The following is an 18,669-nucleotide window of genomic DNA, read 5'->3' on the forward strand; positions in this document are numbered from 1 at the left end:
CTAGTTACTTAAAGGGATTTAAATGGAAAGATAAAGCTCCATATTCCCATCTTACAATATCGTAGTTTCGCCGGGTATGGCTAATTTCTTCAGCTTTTAGCGTGCACAATTTCCTATATCCGATATTAACAAAAAGCATCCCGCTACAAAGCGGGATGCTTTTAATTAATAGTTAATTTTTAATTATTTCTTGTGGTTTCTTAATCTGGGGATTAACTGGATTCCCATCGGCATCGATCTCTATTATTGCGTCGAAACCTAATTCATCCAATTTACTGGCAATTTTTGCCATGTCCCCTACCATGAACCAGTTTACCTGGTCTGGTTTAACCACCTTTTTACTAACCTGGATAATATCATTTAGTGACAGATCCCGGACATTTTGATCATAGGTTTGGTAATAGTCATCATCTAGTCCATAGCGCACAATTTCTGTGACTGAATTATTAACCGCACTATTTGTTTCCCATTGCCCCGGTAATTTCAAAACCTGGTTGGTTTTTACTTTATCTAATTCGGCCTGGGTAGCAGGTTTTGTTGTGATAAACTGCGCTATTTCTTTTCTAAGTTCCAATACAGACTCTGCGGTTTTATCGGTTTGTACAGGAGCGTACATAATAAAAGGGCGTTCTGCCTTGGCTCCCAAAACAAATCCACCTGCCCCATAAGACCAGTGTTTGTCTTCTCTGAGGTTCATATTTATTCGAGAAGTAAAATCGCCCCCTAGGATACTTACCATTTGTTCCATGGCAATTTCAGAAATATCACCATATTTTTCAGTGAGGTGCCCGGCAATTATAACCGATTGTTGAGACTCCGGTCTGTTCATGAGATACAAGGTGTTTTTGGAATACACTTTAGGCTTTCCAAAAGTAATACTAGGCACATTTCCTTTTTTCCATTTCCCCAGTGAACTCTCTAGTTGTTTTTTTAATTCATCCATAGAGACATCACCTGTAACCACTAAGGTGGCGTTATTTGGTTTAACCCAGGTACTGTAAAAATTTTCAATATCGCCCTTTGTCAACGCAGCTACAGTTTCCTCGTAACCAGATCCTGTGTATGGATTGCTATAAGGATGCCCTTCACCATACATGTACTTATTCATTGCGCGCAGGGCCATAGAAATTGGTTGCGACTTTTCATTTTTGATAGTATTTATTTGCTCTGTTTGCAATCGTTCAAATTCACTTTGTGGAAAGGCCGGATTAGTCAATACATCCGAAAACAGATCCAAACTAGCTGCCAGACTTGGTTTTAAGGTGTTTAAGTAAACACTGGAAATATCCTGATCTGAAAATGTAGATAAACTTGCCCCCAATAATTGAAGTTTCTCATTGATCTCTAAGGAGGTCATATTTTTGGTGCCCTCATCCAATAAGTTCATCGCCAGAGCGGCTGTACCGGGGCTAGACAAAAAGTCGGTCTTATAACCTGCATCTATCATCAGATTCATTACTACAGTAGGAACACCCTCCCTTTTTGCCAATACTACCTTCAGTCCGTTAGAAAGCGTTGCTCGTTCTAAGGTGGGGAATCTGGAACTCTTCGGTTCTGATAATTCCGGGAGTTTAGTTCGGTCTATAGAGGTTGTTACGCTTTTGTATTCTGGAAATGGGTAACAAACCAGTTGATGTTTTCCTTTAGTAAGCCACTTCTGGGCAGTAGCTTTTAGATCTGATATAGTTGCCTCCTCAACATACTTCAACACTGTTTTGTAATAACCGGCATCACCAAAATAAGTTTCATTAGACGCCAATATATCCGAAACGCCCCCAAAACCACCAATCCGTTCCAAACCTTTAATAAAGCTTGAAAAATAGGAAGCTTTGGCCCTTCTTAATTCGGCCTCAGTGGGTCCGTTTTCTATCAACGCATTAATCTCTGCTAATAATACGGACGTTACTTCTTCCACATCTCCCCCAGGCTTCACGTCTGCATAGGCAATAAATGCGCTTGCTATTTCCTGCGAATATTGAAAAGAAACAACACTGCTGGCAATTTGATCCTCATATACCATCTTATTATATAACCTGCTATTTTTCCCCGTGGACAGGATGGATGAAATAAGATCAAAATAAACATCTTCCTTATCCCCAAATTGAGGGGTATTCCAGGCAAATAAAACACGAGTTTCAGGAACCCGATCCTGATACACCTGATAGGTATCAGTAGGGTGAACAGGAATATTAATTTCCTGACGTTCTATCGTTGGGCCGGAGGGAATATCACCAAAATACTGTAATACCTTTTGGTAGACTTCCTGTGGCTTAATATCTCCTGCGACGGCTACTACAGCATTTGCTGCCCCATAGTACGATTTAAACCACTCCTGTACATCTTCTAAAGAAGCAGCATTCAAATCTTCCATTTCGCCAATTACCGTCCATGAATAAGGATGCCCTTTCGGGAACATTGCTTTTGTCAGGTAATCATACTGCTTCCCATAAGGCTGATTCTCTCCTTGTCTTTTTTCGTTCTGAACAACGCCTCGTTGCTCATCTAGCTTTGCCTGATCTATAGCACCCAATAAGTGGCCCATGCGATCCGATTCAAGAAATAAAACCTGGTCCAAAGCAGATACCGGAACGTTTTGGAAATAGTTGGTACGGTCAGAGTTGGTTGTTCCATTAAGATCCGTGCCACCAATACGCTCTAGTGCCTGGAAATAATCATCATTGTAATTTTCACTTCCGTTAAACATTAGATGTTCGAATAAATGTGCAAAACCGCTCTTACCTGGTTTTTCATTTTTTGACCCCACATGATACCACACATTAACCGCCGCTATAGGGGCCTTGTGGTCCTCATGTACTAGCAGCGTGAGGCCATTGGGTAACACAAATCGCTCATAGGCGATTTCAATGTCACTGGCTTTAAATTCAAAATTCTGAGCTTGTTGTTTTTGTGAGAAACAAACAAGTAAAATAAGGAAGAGGGATAGTTTTCTCATGGTCTTGTTCATATTATTTAAACATTATTATTATTACTAAATATACGTGCTAAGCTTCAGAAAAACAAAGTATAAATAGATCTAAGTAGTCTATATGAAAGCTTTAGGAATCTAAAAATTTATTCTAAGTTTATAGCAAACCCTAGAATCTGTTAAAGGATGGAGATTGAGGCTTTGTTAAACACATATTTTTCCCTGAAAAAATGCACAATTATTCCCTTGGAAGGATATGCAAGTGTAAATTACAAAGTGCTTTCAACGCAAGGGCGGTTCGTGCTAAAAATATACGACAATACACCCCGGGTGATCGGGGAGATACTCGCCGAAGATGAGGTACTACTTTCACTTCAGAAACTAAGTCCCTATGACATACCAAACAGAATTCCAACCAAGGAAGGTAATGCATATATTACCACTAACGATCATCTCTACAGGCTGTTGACCTTTGTAGAGGGCGACTTTTTGGGTGATGTAGCCCATACTCCTGCCCTATTGTCATCTCTTGGTCAATTCCTGGGACTTTTGGACAAAAAACTGCTCCTTAAAGAGATTGATTCCTATAAGGCTAAAGAACTTTTGTGGGACCTAAAACACCTGCAAAAAAATTATTCCCTCCGTTCTTATATACCTGATATACGCGATCGTAATCTTGTTGAGTATTTCTTTTTACAATATAATGAACACATACAGCCACATAGATATACGCTTAGGCAAAGTCTTGTTCATAATGATGCCAATGACTGGAATGTATTGACCAATGGCAAAAAGGTGTCAGGTATAATAGACTTTGGTGATATGTGCCACACATGGTTGGTTGCAGAGATTGCGGTGGCACTGACCTATGTAATGATGAATAAGGAAGATCCTCTTAAAGCTGCTACGCAGGTGTTAAAAGCGTATCACAAAGAGCTCCCGTTAACCCCCCTTGAATGCGATTGTCTCTATTATCTGATAGCAGCCAGACTCTGTATAAGTGTTTGTAATTCTGCACACAGCAAGCATCAAAAGCCAGATTCTACCTATATAACCATCAGTGAAAAGGGCGCCTGGAAATTGCTATACACCCTGATTACTATAAATCCTATACGAGCAAGAAATTGTTTTCGCACAGCCTGTTCACATCCAACCCTGTTTGCACAAAATGAAAAAGTTCTTCGGGAGAATCGGGCGAAACACTTTGGAAAGAACCTTTCGCTCACCTATTCGGACCCTATCCATATGACTGGAGCTGCCTTTCAATATATGTATGATGCTCAAGGGAATACGTTTTTAGATGCCTACAATAATATTATGATCGCGGGGCATTGTCATCCGATGGTAGTTAGAGCAGGGCAATATGCCATGTCCCAACTGAATACAAATACACGGTATTTATATGATCAACTAGAACAGTATAGTACGGCACTATTAAAGAGATTCCCTCCTTCGTTAAACAAGGTGATTTTTGTGAATTCCGGAAGTGAAGCCAGTGACCTTGCCATAAAAATGGCAAAACAGCATACCAAAAAAAAGAAGGTTATGGTACTGGAACACGGGTATCACGGACATACAAACACGGGGACACAGATCAGTGCGTATAAATACCAGTCGGCAACGGGTATTGGTAAACCCATGGATACCTTAGAAACCCCTTTGCCAAAAGTATATGGATCAAATCTAGAGGATGATGGTGCTGCCGGGCGATTATTTGCCCGTAAAGCGAATGAACAGATTGATGCAAACTACGGAGAAATTGCTGCTTTTATAGCGGAACCAATAGTAGGCTGCGGAGGGCAGGTGCCATTAGCTCAAGGATATCTCGGGGCCGTGTACCCAAAGATCCGGGAACAAGGCGGACTCTGCATAAGTGATGAAGTGCAGGTGGGATTTGGAAGATTGGGGGATGTTTTTTGGGGGTATGAACTTTATAATGTGATTCCTGATATAGTGATAATCGGTAAACCTATGGGAAATGGGCATCCAATGGGAGCGGTAGTGACTACTGAAGAAGTGATGAACTCCTTTGAACAAGGTCCGGAATTCTTTAGCTCATTTGGAGGTAACCCGGTGTCTTGTGCCATTGGATTTTCGGTGTTAAAAGTGTTGGAAACAGAGGAGCTGATGAACCATGCAAAAACAACCGGTATGTATCTTAAACATACTTTAGGTCTGCTTCAAAAATCGCATCCTGTTATCGGAGACGTTAGAGGATATGGGTTATTCCTGGGGGTGGAACTAAATACCTCAGAGGGAAAACCACATACCAAGCTTGCCTCCATACTTAAAAACAGATTGCGAGATGATCATATTTTGGTCAGCACGGACGGACCCTATGAAAATGTCATAAAAATAAAACCTCCTTTAGCTTTCAATAGGGAGAATTGCGATGAATTGGTTTCAAAAATGGGCACAATTCTCTCAGAAAATACAGATTATCTATAAAAAAACTTTACATTTATTTAACATAACCCCAGATTAAGCATGAAAAACAATCTTACATATAATATTGGCCTCGCATTTTTAAGAATTACCGCTTCTGCATTGATGATGACACACGGCATCCCTAAATTTCAAAAACTTCTTGCAGGAGATTTAGAATTTGGTGATCCGCTTGGTATTGGGGGTGGACCCTCGCTCTTTCTTGCTATTATTGGAGAATTCATTTGCCCAATTTTAGTTATAATAGGATTCAAAACCAGATGGGCAGCTGCTCCAACTGCCATCACAATGGCTGTTGCAGCTTTTATTGTGCATGGGGCAGATCCTTACAGTGTGAAAGAAAAGGCCTTACTATTTCTGATTTTGTTTGTGACGATCATCCTTCTGGGACCCGGAAAATTCAGTATTGATAAAAAGTAATCAGTTACATTATCTTCATCAATAATTCCTTCAGCAAGTCGGATTGAGACATGTTGGAAGAACCGACCCCTTTTCCTTTGAGGTCCATTTCTCGTAATGATGAGATGACCCTACTCGACTTTTTCATGGAATAGTTCCTGGCAGCAATTTGAAATTCGTCTACAAAATAGGGATTGATCCTTAAGGCGCTTGCCACATTTCTGGCAGAGTGGTCTTGCAACCCGTGATATTGGAGAAGTTGAGAGAAGAAGGTATGCAAGAGAGAAACAGTGACCACAAACGGATTCTCCTTGGGGTTTTGTGAAAAGTAGTTGATGATCCTGGCGGCTTTCATAACATCCTTTTCACCTATGGCTTTCTTTAGTTCAAAATTATTGTAATCCTTGCTTATTCCGATATGTTTTTCAATGATCTCCGGAGTGATCTCCGTATTGGTTGGCAGCACTACTTCCAACTTTTCCAATTCGTTATGAATTCTGCTAAGATCAGTTCCCAAGAATTCTACTAGAAGTATAGAAGCCTTATGTGATATTGAAAATCCTTTGTTTTTAAGCATCTTTCTGATCCAATCCGATACCTGATTCTCGTATAATTTTTTACTCTCAAAAACAACCCCATTAGGTGCCTTTAATACTTTGTGGAGTTTTTTCCTTTTGTCTAGCTTTTTGTATTTGTAACAGATCACCAGCACGGTGGAAGGCTGAGGGTGCTCGGCATAGGTTGCCAGTTGTTCTATGGTGCGTGATAAGTGTTGTGCTTCTTTTACGATAACCACCTGTCTTTCTGACATCATGGGATATCTTTTCGCATTCGAAACAATATCGTCTATTGAAACATCTTTCCCGTAAAGGGTCATTTGATTAAATCCCTTTTCCTCTTCGGAAAGCAAGTTTTTTCCGATGTATTCCGCTATGCGATCTATGTAATACCCTTCTTCACCCATTAAAAAGTAAATAGGCTTAACATCTCCTTTTCTAATCTCATCAATAAGCTTCTTTACTTCGTCCATCAAAAAAAATTCATCAAATTTGTGGAATGGAAAATTTAAATTTTCCCGGCTATAGTTTCAGATTCAAAAATAGCGAAAATAAACGCCTTATTTTTGATGTGATTCGCAAAAAGTTTGTTGTCTATCAACCGGAAGAATGGGTTAGACAGCACGTGGTTAAGTACCTTACCTTTGATAAAAAATATCCCCATAGCCATATAAATGTTGAAAAGCAATTAATTATTAATTCACTCCGGAAACGATACGATATTGTGGTGTACAATCCGGATGGTTCCATTCAGGTCCTTGTAGAATGCAAAGCTCCCACAATTAAGATTACAAAAAAGGTTTTCGATCAGATAGCAAGCTATAATATGGACCTCAGAGCCAATTATCTGATGGTTACTAACGGGCTGGATCACTTTTTTTGTCGAATGGACTATGATAGATCTGCGTATACTTTTCTCAAGGAATTACCAACTTTTAGCGAAGATCGCAGGATTCTGTAATAGACAGGACACACAAAGTGCATTTCTAAATTATTTCTTTACTTTGTGCCCTTGCAAAAAACCTATTGTTTAAGCTCTAAAATCAGGGTATCCATAGATGTTAAAAATAGCTATTGTAGTACTGAATTGGAACGGTGAGGCCCTTTTGGAACAATATCTCCCCTCAGTACTTGAATATTCTGAGGGAGCCTCTGTAATATTGGCAGATAATGCATCTACAGACGGCTCTATAGCTTTTGTGAAAAAAAACTTCCCTGAAATTACCATTATTCAGAACAAACAAAATGGCGGATTCGCCAAAGGGTATAATGATGCCCTGGCACATGTAGATGCTGATATCTATTGCCTGTTAAATTCGGATGTGGAGGTCACCCCACAATGGCTAACGCCCATATGCCAGATGTTTGAAGCACATCCTGAAGCGGCCATCATTCAACCAAAAATATTGGACCTGTTACAACCAGATCGTTTCGAATATGCAGGGGCAGCTGGCGGTTTTATAGATCAACTTGGATATCCGTTTTGCAGGGGCCGTATTTTTCAATCGCTAGAAAAGGACCATGGGCAATACAATGACATCAGGGAAATCTTTTGGGCCACTGGCGCATGTATGTTTATCCGCAAGAAGGTCTATCACGATCTAGGTGGCTTCGATGAGGATTATTTTGCGCATCAGGAAGAAGTGGATCTTTGTTGGCGGGCGCAAAACAGGGGATACAAGGTCTTTTATGTTGGAACTTCTGAAGTATTGCATTTAGGAGGCTCCACCCTCAGCAATATGAACCCAAAGAAGACCTATCTTAATTTTAGAAATTCGCTCTTCTCCATAACAAAGAATCTTCCAAGGAAGAAAGCGCTTGTTCTTATATTGTTCCGCTTACTTTTAGACGGTATCGCAGCGCTGAGATTCCTATTGCAAGGTAAGGGGAAACACACCTTTGCAGTTATCAGGGCACATTTTAGCTATTACAGGCAGTTTCGCAAGATGTATCACAAAAGGGAAAAAGCCTCATTTACTGAAAAATACTACACTACAACGTCCATTGTATGGTCTCACTACGTATATAGGGTGAAGGATTTTAACAATTTAATAAAAGATTAACAATTATCGTAAATAAGCGTGTGGACGATTGTATAATTTTGTCCTGAAATTGCAATAAAACCTAACGCTAACAGCAATTTAAAAAATAAAAATAACACAGATATGAAAAAAATATTATTAGGAAGTTTAGGGATAATGATTTTATTATCCTCTTGTGTGTCTCAGAAAAAATACGCGGAACTAGAAACAAAACAAAAGGAAACTCAGGATCTTCTGAATTCTGCAACAGTGAAATTAAATAGCTGTTTAGAAGAAAAAGCAACTGCTACTGCGCGTTTAAATACCCTTGAAGATCAAAATGCCTTTTTGAAAGCTAATAATCAGGAATTGATCAACAACATGGGGAATCTTACAACTTTAACTACAAAAGGTGCTGAGAACCTTGAAAAGTCTTTAGAAAGTCTTCAGGAAAAAGACCTTACTATTCGCAAATTACAGGACGCCATTACCAGAAGAGATTCTGTGAACTTGTCTCTTGTACAGAGTCTAAAAGGAGTTCTTGGAAACTTGGATGACAGTGATATTCAGATCAGTGTTGAAAAAGGAGTTGTTTTTGTATCTATCTCCGATAAGTTACTTTTCAGTTCTGGAAGTTACAACGTAACCAACCAGGCAAAAGAAGTTCTTGGAAAAGTTGCGAAAGTGGTTAATAACAAGCCCGACTTTGAGTTTATGGTTGAAGGCCATACCGATAATGTACCTTACAGTAGCGGTGTCTTATTAGACAACTGGGATTTGAGTGCTAAGCGTGCCACTTCCATTGTACGTATCCTACAGAACGATTTTAAAGTAGACCCTGCTCGTATGACAGCTGCAGCACGTAGTTACTATGTGCCTTTAATGAGCAATGACACAGCCGCAGACCGTGCTAAGAACAGAAGAACAAGAATTGTAGTATTACCTAAACTAGATCAGTTTTACAGCATGATTGAAGAAGGTATGAAAGATCCTGCTATCAACAAGTAAGAAATTTCATTACAGTATATTAAACCGCGAGAAATCTCGCGGTTTTTTTGTTTACAGAATATCCAAACTCCCTTTACCCTCGCGAAGAACAATAGGCTCAGAATCGGAAAGATCTATTATAGTAGATGGGACATTATGACCGTAACCCCCATCAATAACTATATCTACCAGGTTCTGCCATTTTTCATAGATGAGTTCCGGATCTGTGGTGTATTCAATCACTTCATCTTCATCACGGATTGAGGTAGAGATAATGGGGTTTCCTAATGATTCCACAATGGCCCTGGCTATATTGTTGTCTGGGACCCGTATCCCAACAGTTTTTTTCTTTTTAAAATCTTTAGGCAGATTGTTATTTCCAGGTAAAATAAAAGTATATGGTCCTGGTAATGCACGCTTCAGGATCTTAAAGGTAGGTGTGTCTATTTGCCTAACATAGTCAGACAAATTACTTAGATCTGCACAGACAAAGGACCAATTGGCCTTATCTAACTTTACACCCTTGATTCTGGCGATCTTTTCCAGTGCTTTAGTCTTAGTGATATCGCAACCAAGTCCGTATACGGTATCTGTGGGATAAATGATCAGCCCCCCTTTGCGCAATACCTCCACTACCCTTTTAATTTCTCTGGGATTGGGATTTTCATTATATATTTTAATAAACTCTGCCATGATCCCTCTTAAGATAATACTTCTAATTTTGCGAACCTGAGAAGTAATTTTTTTACATCTCCTTTTTCAAAGAGTATCTCTGCCTTTTTGTCGTTTCCTGCTCCTTCTATTTTAAGCACTTTTCCCTTTCCAAATCTACTGTGATTTACATGTGTTCCTACTGCTAAATCAAGGATCACAGAAGGGTCGCTTACATTGGGGGCACCAAGTTCGGGCCTAATTTTTCGAAGTCGTCTCAATTGATCCTGCGTTGGTTTCCCCACACTGGGTGGCGCTCCATTGGAGGGCTTTTGCTGTCGAAGCCTGCTTTTATCTACTTCCCCGAATATATCTGAATCTATCAGTGGCTTAAATCTGTAGGTGTCTATAGGAGTGAGATTGTCTATATATTTTTCATCGATTTCCTCCAAAAACCTGCTCGGTTCCGCATCGATCAATTTACCCCAGCGATATCTATTTTGGGTATAGGTGAGATACGCCTGCTTTTCCGCTCTGGTCAGGGCTACATAAAATAATCTTCGCTCTTCTTCCAATTCACTTCGGGTATTCATACTCATGGCCGAAGGAAACAGATCCTCTTCCATTCCAACAATATAGACATATGGAAATTCCAGACCCTTTGCCAAATGTATGGTCATTAGGGCCACACGGTCATCATCACCTGTATCTTTATCAAGGTCGGTAGCCAGGGCTACATCTTCCAGAAATTCAGTGATATCTCCCTTAGCATCTGCTAACTCTTTTTGACCTTCTACAAAATCCTTAATTCCATTCAACAATTCCTCAATATTCTCCATACGGGCAATCCCCTCTGGCGTTCCGTCTTTTTTAAATTCTAACAGTATCCCTGTTTTCTTAGCTACGTGCTCTGCCAGAGTAAACGCGTCCGCACCTTGATTCATGATTTGGAAGCTTTTGATCATGGTAATAAAATCCTCCAGTTTTCTGCGGGTTCCGGAGTTGATCTTTAGGTCTATCCTCTCCAGATTTTCTATGACCTCAAAAATAGATTTTCCGTAATGATTTGCCGCTACTGTTAACCGATCTATAGTGGTCTGTCCTATTCCCCTTGCAGGGAAATTGATAATTCGTTTAAGGGCTTCTTCGTCCTTGGGATTGATCACCAGGCGTAAATATGATAATAGATCCTTGATCTCCTTCCGTTGGTAAAAGGAGAGTCCGCCATAGATTCTGTAGGGAATATCTCTTTTGCGCAACGCATCTTCAATGGCTCTGGACTGGGAGTTGGTTCGGTACAGAACTGCAAAATGCCCATTGGGTAATTGGTGCTGCATTCTGTTCTCAAAAATAGAGCCGGCAACAAATCTCCCCTCTTCCGCATCTGTGACACTGCGGTGTAATCTTATTTTTGAGCCTTCATCATTGTCTGTCCAAACTACTTTTTCTAGTTGATTTTTATTTTTGGCGATGATGGCATTAGCCGCATTCACAATATTCTTGGTAGAGCGGTAATTCTGTTCTAATCTGTATAGGGCCACATCGTCATAGTCTCGTTGAAAATTCAAGATATTGGTAATATTGGCTCCCCGAAAAGAATAGATGCTCTGGGCATCGTCTCCAACCACACAGATGTTCTGATACCGGTCTGAAAGTGCCTTTACAATCAGATATTGGGAATGATTTGTATCCTGATACTCATCTACCAGGATATACCTGAACCTATCCTGATATTTCAGCAATACTTCGGGAAAACGGGTCAGTAGTTCATTGGTACGCAGTAAGAGGTCATCAAAGTCCATCGCCCCTGCCTTAAAACACCGATCTACATAATTCTTATAAATATCGCCCAGTCGTGGTCTTTTCGCCATGGCATCGGCCTCAACAAGTTCCGGATTCTGGAAATAAGCCTTTACGGTAATAAGGCTGTTTTTATAAGAGGAAATCCTGTTCTGAATCTGTTTGTATTTATATATATCCTTATCGAGCCCCATTTCCTTGATGATAGAGGCGATCAGGCGTTGAGAATCCTGGGTGTCATAAATCGTAAAATTACTCGGAAAGCCCAGTTTATCACCGTCGTACCGCAAAAGTCGCGCAAACACGGAATGGAAAGTACCCATCCATAAATTCTTAGTTTCAGCGGTACCTACCAGGTCGGCAATACGTTTTTTCATTTCTCTGGCCGCCTTATTGGTAAAGGTTAAGGCGAGAATATTGAAAGCATCCACATCCTGAGCCATAAGATGAGCTATCCTATAGGTTAAGACGCGGGTCTTCCCGGAACCTGCCCCGGCTATCACCATTAAAGGGCCGTCCTTATGCACTACCGGCGCCCGTTGCGCTTCATTTAATTCATCTAAAAAGTGTTTCAAGAAATAGCTTGTTTAGAAGCGGGAAGTTAGCCATTATTCGCGGGTTGCTAAAACCTCGAATTTATTAATTATAAACAATGACTTCCTATTTTATTCAATTTGAATATCTTTAGCGTTGATTCAATTTTATGGGACCAAAACCTTTTTTTATCTCCTTCCTATGTTTATTTCTGTGCAGCAGTGGAGGGATGGCCCAGATCAAGGCAGCCGGACCTGTTATTAAAGATTATGGTGCGGTCTGGAGTATAGAGAATCCTGATTACAAAACCTCTTTGGATAGTCCGTTAAAAGTGGTTTTCGATATCATGAATAGTCCCGATTCCCCTGATGCTCTTAATGCAAGCATAGAAACCGCCGCTCGTTTTCTCAATATGCATGCACAAGCAGGGGTACCTATAGAAAATTTAAAGGTAGCGCTGGTAGTGCACAACAAAGCGTCTAAAGATATCTGTATCAGTGCCGCCTATCAACGGCGATATGGAATTATCAATCCTAATGAACAGCTGGTAAAAGACCTGTTAGATGCCGGTGCCGAAATTATATTTTGCGGGCAATCTTCCCTGTCCCGTGGATTTCCCATATCTGAAACCATAGACGGGGTACAGCTTGGATTATCTGCCATGACCGCATTGATTCAATTACAAAACCAAGGATATCAATTAATAAAATTTTAAATACTAACTATGAAAAAAGTAACATTCCTATTTGCCTGCAGCCTTTTGGCTATTACAGGATATTCACAAGGAAGCTCTCTGGATAAAGCGTATACAGATGTTGAGAAGAAAGTAGTTGAATGGCGCAGGGACATCCACCAACATCCGGAACTGTCTAACAGAGAATTTAAGACCGCCGAAAAAATAGCGGCGCATCTTAGATCGCTTGGAATAGAAGTAACCACGGGCGTTGCCCATACCGGTGTTGTAGGTATTCTCAAAGGAGACAAACCGGGCAAAACAGTAGCCCTGCGTGCAGATATTGATGCCTTACCGGTATATGAGCGCAATGACCTGCCCTTCAAATCTACCGTTACTTCCGAATTCCTAGGAGAAAAAGTGGGGGTAATGCACGCCTGCGGGCACGACACGCATACAGCCATTCTGATGGGGGTTGCAGAAGTGATGTCCAAGAATAAAGACAAGATTAAAGGCACTGTAAAATTTATTTTTCAACCTGCTGAAGAAGGTCCGCCACCCGGTGAAGAAGGCGGGGCCCTCTTAATGGTAAAAGAAGGAGTGTTAAAAAATCCGGATGTGGATGCCATCTTTGGGCTGCATATTAACTCTCAAACTCCGGTAGGTGTTATCCGGTATAAATCCGGGGGAGCCATGGCTGCAGCACAATCCTTTACCATTATTGTAAAAGGGAAACAAAGTCATGGGTCACAACCATGGTCGGGAGTAGACCCTATATTGATCAGTGCAAAGATCATTGATGGCCTGCAAACCATTATTAGCCGGGAAACAGAACTAACCAAAGAAGCGGCGGTCATTACGGTAGGTAAGATAAAAAGTGGGGTGCGTTCTAATATCATTCCAGAAAGTGCCGAAATGATCGGAACCATTCGTACGTTGGATTATGACATGAAAGACAAACTGAATCAAAGGATGATGGAAATGGTACCCATGATCGCAAAAGCATACGGTGGGGAAGCTACTATTGAGATACTGGATGCCACAGATATCACTTATAACGATCCTGATCTGACTGCCTCTATGGTACCAACCTTACAAAGGGTCACAGGAGAAGGTAATTTACAAATTCACAAAGCGATCACCGGAGCCGAAGATTTTTCATATTTTCAACGAGAAGTTCCCGGATTTTTCTTCTTCCTTGGAGGTATGACCCCCGGTAATACAGAATCTTTTCCACATCATACGCCCGACTTTCAAATTGATGACAGTGGTTTGCTACTAGGGGTAAAAGCGCTTACAGAACTAAGTTTAGATTATTTAAACAAATCATAATATGAAGAAAAATCAACTAAGAATGAAGAGGAATACATGTGTTGGTCTCCTGGCAATGCTCTTTCTATCTGGTATCGGATGGGCACAAAACAAAAAAGAATTAATTCTGAAAGTAGATGAGTTGCAGATGGAGGTGCAGGAAACACAGGCTGCACTTTCAGCCAGTAAACAAGAAGCTGCCCGGTACAAGGCCGAAATGGACGCCGTTAATTACCAATTGGAAGAGCTAAAGACCACAAACGCCTCACTGCTGCAGAATCTTACAAATTTCACAGAGCTTTCCAGTAAAAAAACAGATAATATCAGCAAATCATTAGAAACGCTTCGCACAAAGGAAAACCAATTAAAAACCATCAATGATGCCTTAACGCGCATGGATTCTGTGACACTCGCCTTACTGACATCTTTTAAAAATGGTATGGGTAACGATGCTAAAACCGGACTCAACAATGGAGCGGTTACCGTGGTCCTGGACAATAGCTTTCTTTTCAATGAGGTGGATAAGAACTATACAGTTGTAGAGAATGCCATCCCTGTACTGGAAAAAATAGCGAAGGTCCTCAAAGAACAGCCTACATTAAAAATATTGGTGGAAACCAATAGCAATGCACTGGAATTTAAAGCTTTAAAACTAACTGATAATTGGGATCTAAGTGCATTACAAGCCGCTGCTGTAGTGAGGGTTTTGACAGAAACCTTTGCCATAGCGCCAGAACGTATGCAGGCCATTGGAAAGAGCGAATATGGTTTTGATGGTATAGAAACCAACACTAAAATTAGAATTCAACCTCCTTATGAAGGCTTCTATAAAACTTTAAAAGAGATGATGAAATAGGAGGCATTAGAAATGCAAAAGGCTACAGGGAGGCTGTTCTTTATGTATACTTTTTAAGAAATCTATGCGTTGTAGTTTCGTAAATACAACTAAATACCAAACATCATGACCGGAGACGGAATCTTTCAATTATTTGGCTTTTTATTACCGGCAGTGGTCACAGGGGCCGTCGCATTTTATTTTTTCAGGCTTCATACCAAAAACGAAGAAGGCAGGAGACGTTATTTACTCCATAAAGACTCTCAAAAAAACACGTTACCCATAAGATTACAGGCCTATGAACGGATGGCCCTTTTCCTGGAAAGAATTTCTATTCCCAACCTGGTAGTGCGGGTAGCTCCAAAATCTGCAGACAAGGCAGACTACGAGAACCTCTTGATCAAAAATATAGAGAATGAATACGAGCATAATCTTTCACAACAGATCTATATGAGTGATGAATGCTGGAATGTAATTAAAGCCTCTAAAAGTGCTACTATTCAGGCTATTAGGCGAGCAGGAATGAGCGAATCCGATTCTTCCGATAAGCTAAGGGAGGATATTCTGAATCAAACCATGGATATGCAATCCCCTTCTGCTACTGCACTGGCCTATGTAAAAAGGGAAATAGGCGAACTCTGGTAAAACAACTATTCCAGATCCATCTGTAACTGGCTATGCTGATGACTTTTCATTTCGGCATACTGAAAACCACTTTCCCACCATGCGGTCATCTTATCTTTTTCGAAAATCAGGGAATTGGTAGTTAGCACCGTAGGGGTATAATACAAGTTAATGATGGCATCGTTATTGTTGGCTACAAATTTGCCAATGCGGATGTTCTGTCGTTCTATCCTGTCTAGCATAAAAGCGAACATATTGGTCAAGAGGGAAAATGCATTTCGGGAAGGCATCCTGTTAAAATGGGTGGTTTCAGTATGAAGGATGATGGCATCCACCACTGTGGCACCCCTCTTTACAGCCTCTTCTATAGGTACCATGCTCCCCAATCCTCCATCGGCATACTCGCATCCTTCTTTCCGCACTAGACTCATAAAGGGGGTGTAATTACATGAGATCCAGATCCATTCGCAAAAATCATCGTATTCAAAGTCGTTGATCGACTTGTATTCGATCTGATTTAGCGAAAGGTTTGAGACGGTTACCACAATATCCTTAGGGCCTTTTTTAAGGATCTCAAACTCTTCAGGGGTAATGGTGTTTCGAATTAGCGTTAAGAGATTGTTACTTTCCCCAAAAGTCTTGCTCCCTCGATAAAAGTTTTTTAAAACATTCCAATGATCTATCCCAATACTGGAAATACCGTGTTTCTTTTGGATTGTAAAAGGGCAATTACTGAAGATACTCTCCTGGTTCACCGAAGTATAGACGTCTTTGATCTTCTGAATCTTCTGCAACGCAAGGTGGGTGATTAATAAACTTCCAGTGGAAGTCCCTAAAAAAAGATCGTACTCATGTTTTCCTTTCTCCATTAAATATTGAGCAACTCCACCTGCAAATGCTCCCTTACTTCCACCTCCCGATATGACGAGTGCTCTCATTTTTGCTTTAATTTTAAAGTAAGATACTGATATTCCTCACCTTTCAAAGATTTTAAAATTGACGAGAGCCGTTGTTTTTGTTCTGTATCATTGAGCAATTTATCTACAAGTCCCCGTGCAAATTTCCTAAACTGCCAGGCAGGGTGTATGGCAGCGTTGATAAGATCCTTAAGATTTTGATCAGAAAAAGGAAAAACCTCCCCTATCAGATTAAATGCAAGTCTTCTCACCTGCATTGGGTGATAAGATGCTGTATAATCAAATAATTCCTTTTGATAGTCAATCTTTTCATCCGCTGTTCCATAGTCTTTTGATAAGATAGCCAAAAGCAACCATAGCTGTCGGACGTTTTTATCTGAAAATCCAATTATATTTTTGGTCCTGTCCAAATAATTCGCCCGCTTGGCAGGATTATAAATCCAGAGCCTGTAGAGGGCATTTTCAATGGTCGTATAACTTTGGTCGGTTAATAATGATTCGTATTCTTCTATCAAAGATTCCGAAACAGACCCTGGTAATAGGGCCAGAGCCTGTCTTACCTTAAGATCGTTGCTATCGAATGCCTTTTTTAAAAAATCATCAGAAAGTGATTTATGGTACAGTGATATGAGGCGCGACCTGAATTCTGAAGAAGGTGTACCCTCCCAATAGCGATTTAATATAAGCTCGTTAGGTTGAGAGCTGGTCATTAATTCGCGTTGTAATTTAAGGAAGCTATCAATAGACAAACATTTCTTTCTCAAAGAAAGCAACACCTCTTCAAACTGAAAAAGCGTGTCTTGCAACCATTTCTTTTTAAAACTGCTTAAGTCCTGTAAGCTAACCTTTTCCATGATTTCTATCAACTGAGATACCGTGGCATTCTTGAATTGAAAGGTCGAAAAAAAGGTGCGTAGTGCCTGTTTAAATGCAGCCGCGCCAATTTGTTCCTCTAGCATATAGATGGCCAAGGCTCCCTTGTCATAAAAAGTGATGCTCCCTGCCTTGGGATCCAGGAGCGACTCCCCTGCCCCGTCTCTGGATAGTTCCTCCAGCGCCTTAGCCTTGTCAAAAAGAAGCCAATAGTAATAGTCGTTTCCAAAGTGTTCCTTTTCGGCCAAGGTCGCAAAATAAGTTGCAAAGCCCTCATGAAGCCAATGATTCGAGGCATCTACCTCCGTTACTGCATTCCCAAACCACTGATGGGCCAGTTCATGGGCATTCACATTCACATAATTGGTATCCGTAAAGGCTGTAGAATCGATAAGAAAAGAATCTGAAAAAATAGTGGTCCCGGTATTCTCCATCCCCGCATAGAGAAAGTCGCGCACCGGAAGTTGTTTATAGTTTTGCCAGGGATATGGAACTCCTATTTCATTCTCCAGAAAATCAAAGATCTCTATGGAGTATCTGTAGGTGGGTTCTAGAAGTAAGCTGTCTTTAGGATATATATAATTTGAAAGGCGAACTCCGGAGCTGGAATACAGTTCACTTACTTTGTATTTACCAACAGCAAAGGCCAGTAAATAACTACTCATGGGTTGTATCATGTCCCAATTCCATGTTTTAAGTCCGTCTTTTTGTTGCACGTCCTTTAATTTACCATTGGCAATTACTTCATAAGCGTCATCAACCGTAAGCGAAATATCGAATTCTACCTTTTCGTTCATATCATCAAAAGAGGGCACCCAGTGACTACTGTACTTCCCCTGTCCCTGGGTCCATATCTGTTCATTACCAGGAATGCTATCATTCCAGCCCAGAAAATACACGGCCTGTTTTGGGCTGCAACTGTAGGAGATCTCCACCCTGTATTCACGGTCCGTTTTAAGCTTCTTTTTCAATATCAAAAGGGTATCGTTATAGGAGTACTTAACATTTCTGCCATCTAAACGTACCTGCTCAATACGCATATTTCGTGCATCTATGGAAATTTCATTGGTCTTCTGATTTGTAATCAACAGATAGCCAACCTTACCTTCTATAGTC

The 18,669-nt window shown here is 40.6% G+C and carries 15 protein-coding genes; 9 read left to right on the top strand and 6 right to left on the bottom strand.

Annotated features, from left to right (window positions below; genetic code table 11):
* Nucleotides 1-172: 172 nt before the first annotated feature.
* Nucleotides 173-2,953, bottom strand: coding sequence for a M16 family metallopeptidase (locus WBM49_RS02015; RefSeq protein WP_424370392.1), 2,781 nt, complete (start codon nucleotides 2,951-2,953; stop codon nucleotides 173-175).
* A gap of 159 nt (nucleotides 2,954-3,112) precedes the next feature.
* Here WBM49_RS02015 and WBM49_RS02020 point away from each other — a divergent pair, with 159 nt between their 5' ends.
* Together WBM49_RS02020 and WBM49_RS02025 are read left to right on the top strand one after the other, a co-directional pair.
* On the top strand, nucleotides 3,113-5,374 hold the full coding sequence (locus WBM49_RS02020) for an aminotransferase class III-fold pyridoxal phosphate-dependent enzyme (RefSeq protein ID WP_424370393.1): 2,262 nt from the start codon (nucleotides 3,113-3,115) through the stop codon (nucleotides 5,372-5,374).
* Between the two features lie 39 nt (nucleotides 5,375-5,413).
* Nucleotides 5,414-5,791, top strand: coding sequence for a DoxX family protein (locus WBM49_RS02025; RefSeq protein WP_424370394.1), 378 nt, complete (start codon nucleotides 5,414-5,416; stop codon nucleotides 5,789-5,791).
* 4 nt (nucleotides 5,792-5,795) lie between these two features.
* On the opposite strand, the gene holA is transcribed toward WBM49_RS02025, so the two are convergent.
* Nucleotides 5,796-6,800, bottom strand: a complete 1,005-nt coding sequence (holA, locus tag WBM49_RS02030; protein WP_424370395.1) for a DNA polymerase III subunit delta — start codon at nucleotides 6,798-6,800, stop codon at nucleotides 5,796-5,798.
* Nucleotides 6,801-6,826: 26 nt separating this feature from the next.
* Between holA and WBM49_RS02035 the strand changes: the two genes are divergently transcribed.
* The 3 genes from WBM49_RS02035 (at nucleotide 6,827) to WBM49_RS02045 (ending at nucleotide 9,356) form a co-directional block, all read left to right on the top strand.
* On the top strand, nucleotides 6,827-7,288 hold the full coding sequence (locus WBM49_RS02035) for a type I restriction enzyme HsdR N-terminal domain-containing protein (protein ID WP_424370396.1): 462 nt from the start codon (nucleotides 6,827-6,829) through the stop codon (nucleotides 7,286-7,288).
* Nucleotides 7,289-7,385: 97 nt separating this feature from the next.
* On the top strand, nucleotides 7,386-8,390 hold the full coding sequence (locus tag WBM49_RS02040; protein WP_424370397.1) for a glycosyltransferase family 2 protein: 1,005 nt from the start codon (nucleotides 7,386-7,388) through the stop codon (nucleotides 8,388-8,390).
* Nucleotides 8,391-8,492: 102 nt separating this feature from the next.
* Nucleotides 8,493-9,356 carry an OmpA/MotB family protein gene (locus tag WBM49_RS02045; protein WP_424370398.1) on the top strand — a complete coding sequence of 288 codons (864 nt, stop codon included), beginning with the start codon at nucleotides 8,493-8,495 and terminating at the stop codon, nucleotides 9,354-9,356.
* A gap of 51 nt (nucleotides 9,357-9,407) precedes the next feature.
* Here the strand turns inward: WBM49_RS02045 and WBM49_RS02050 are convergent, their stop codons facing one another.
* Together WBM49_RS02050 and WBM49_RS02055 are read right to left on the bottom strand one after the other, a co-directional pair.
* A complete protein-coding gene (locus WBM49_RS02050) occupies nucleotides 9,408-10,028 on the bottom strand; it encodes an L-threonylcarbamoyladenylate synthase (RefSeq protein ID WP_424370399.1) in 621 nt (206 codons plus the stop codon).
* Nucleotides 10,029-10,036: 8 nt separating this feature from the next.
* Nucleotides 10,037-12,361, bottom strand: coding sequence for an ATP-dependent helicase (locus WBM49_RS02055; protein ID WP_424370400.1), 2,325 nt, complete (start codon nucleotides 12,359-12,361; stop codon nucleotides 10,037-10,039).
* 128 nt (nucleotides 12,362-12,489) lie between these two features.
* On the opposite strand from WBM49_RS02055, the gene WBM49_RS02060 reads away from it, so the two are divergent.
* From WBM49_RS02060 to WBM49_RS02075, 4 genes are all read left to right on the top strand, one after another.
* Nucleotides 12,490-13,035: a DsrE family protein gene (locus WBM49_RS02060; protein WP_424370401.1), complete on the top strand. Its 546-nt coding sequence runs from the start codon at nucleotides 12,490-12,492 to the stop codon at nucleotides 13,033-13,035.
* A 9-nt stretch (nucleotides 13,036-13,044) separates the two neighbouring features.
* Entirely contained in the window at nucleotides 13,045-14,325 is a 1,281-nt protein-coding gene (locus WBM49_RS02065) for an amidohydrolase (protein ID WP_424370402.1), read from the top strand.
* A 1-nt stretch (nucleotide 14,326) separates the two neighbouring features.
* Complete coding sequence (locus tag WBM49_RS02070; RefSeq protein WP_424370403.1) at nucleotides 14,327-15,160, top strand: OmpA/MotB family protein; 834 nt, start codon at nucleotides 14,327-14,329, stop codon at nucleotides 15,158-15,160.
* 105 nt (nucleotides 15,161-15,265) lie between these two features.
* The gene (locus tag WBM49_RS02075; protein WP_424370404.1) at nucleotides 15,266-15,784 is read left to right on the top strand and encodes a hypothetical protein; all 519 of its coding nucleotides are present in this window, start codon (nucleotides 15,266-15,268) and stop codon (nucleotides 15,782-15,784) included.
* A gap of 5 nt (nucleotides 15,785-15,789) precedes the next feature.
* Here the strand turns inward: WBM49_RS02075 and WBM49_RS02080 are convergent, their stop codons facing one another.
* Both WBM49_RS02080 and WBM49_RS02085 read right to left on the bottom strand, forming a co-directional pair.
* Nucleotides 15,790-16,701, bottom strand: a complete 912-nt coding sequence (locus WBM49_RS02080) for a patatin-like phospholipase family protein (RefSeq protein WP_424370405.1) — start codon at nucleotides 16,699-16,701, stop codon at nucleotides 15,790-15,792.
* A partial coding sequence (locus tag WBM49_RS02085) for a M1 family metallopeptidase (protein WP_424370406.1) occupies nucleotides 16,698-18,669 on the bottom strand: 1,972 nt, incomplete at its 5' end. The genes WBM49_RS02085 and WBM49_RS02080, both read right to left, overlap by 4 nt.

The sequence above is a fragment of the Muriicola sp. genome, assembly GCF_049669965.1.
Classification (GTDB): domain Bacteria; phylum Bacteroidota; class Bacteroidia; order Flavobacteriales; family Flavobacteriaceae; genus Muriicola.

Coding starts and splice junctions, on each gene's coding strand:
- WBM49_RS02015 (WP_424370392.1), bottom strand. CDS start 2,953: ATGAGAAAACTATCCCTCTTCCTTATTTTACTTGTTTGTTTCTCACAA.
- WBM49_RS02020 (WP_424370393.1), top strand. CDS start 3,113: ATGGAGATTGAGGCTTTGTTAAACACATATTTTTCCCTGAAAAAATGC.
- WBM49_RS02025 (WP_424370394.1), top strand. CDS start 5,414: ATGAAAAACAATCTTACATATAATATTGGCCTCGCATTTTTAAGAATT.
- holA (WP_424370395.1), bottom strand. CDS start 6,800: ATGGACGAAGTAAAGAAGCTTATTGATGAGATTAGAAAAGGAGATGTT.
- WBM49_RS02035 (WP_424370396.1), top strand. CDS start 6,827: ATGGAAAATTTAAATTTTCCCGGCTATAGTTTCAGATTCAAAAATAGC.
- WBM49_RS02040 (WP_424370397.1), top strand. CDS start 7,386: ATGTTAAAAATAGCTATTGTAGTACTGAATTGGAACGGTGAGGCCCTT.
- WBM49_RS02045 (WP_424370398.1), top strand. CDS start 8,493: ATGAAAAAAATATTATTAGGAAGTTTAGGGATAATGATTTTATTATCC.
- WBM49_RS02050 (WP_424370399.1), bottom strand. CDS start 10,028: ATGGCAGAGTTTATTAAAATATATAATGAAAATCCCAATCCCAGAGAA.
- WBM49_RS02060 (WP_424370401.1), top strand. CDS start 12,490: ATGGGACCAAAACCTTTTTTTATCTCCTTCCTATGTTTATTTCTGTGC.
- WBM49_RS02065 (WP_424370402.1), top strand. CDS start 13,045: ATGAAAAAAGTAACATTCCTATTTGCCTGCAGCCTTTTGGCTATTACA.
- WBM49_RS02070 (WP_424370403.1), top strand. CDS start 14,327: ATGAAGAAAAATCAACTAAGAATGAAGAGGAATACATGTGTTGGTCTC.
- WBM49_RS02075 (WP_424370404.1), top strand. CDS start 15,266: ATGACCGGAGACGGAATCTTTCAATTATTTGGCTTTTTATTACCGGCA.
- WBM49_RS02080 (WP_424370405.1), bottom strand. CDS start 16,701: ATGAGAGCACTCGTCATATCGGGAGGTGGAAGTAAGGGAGCATTTGCA.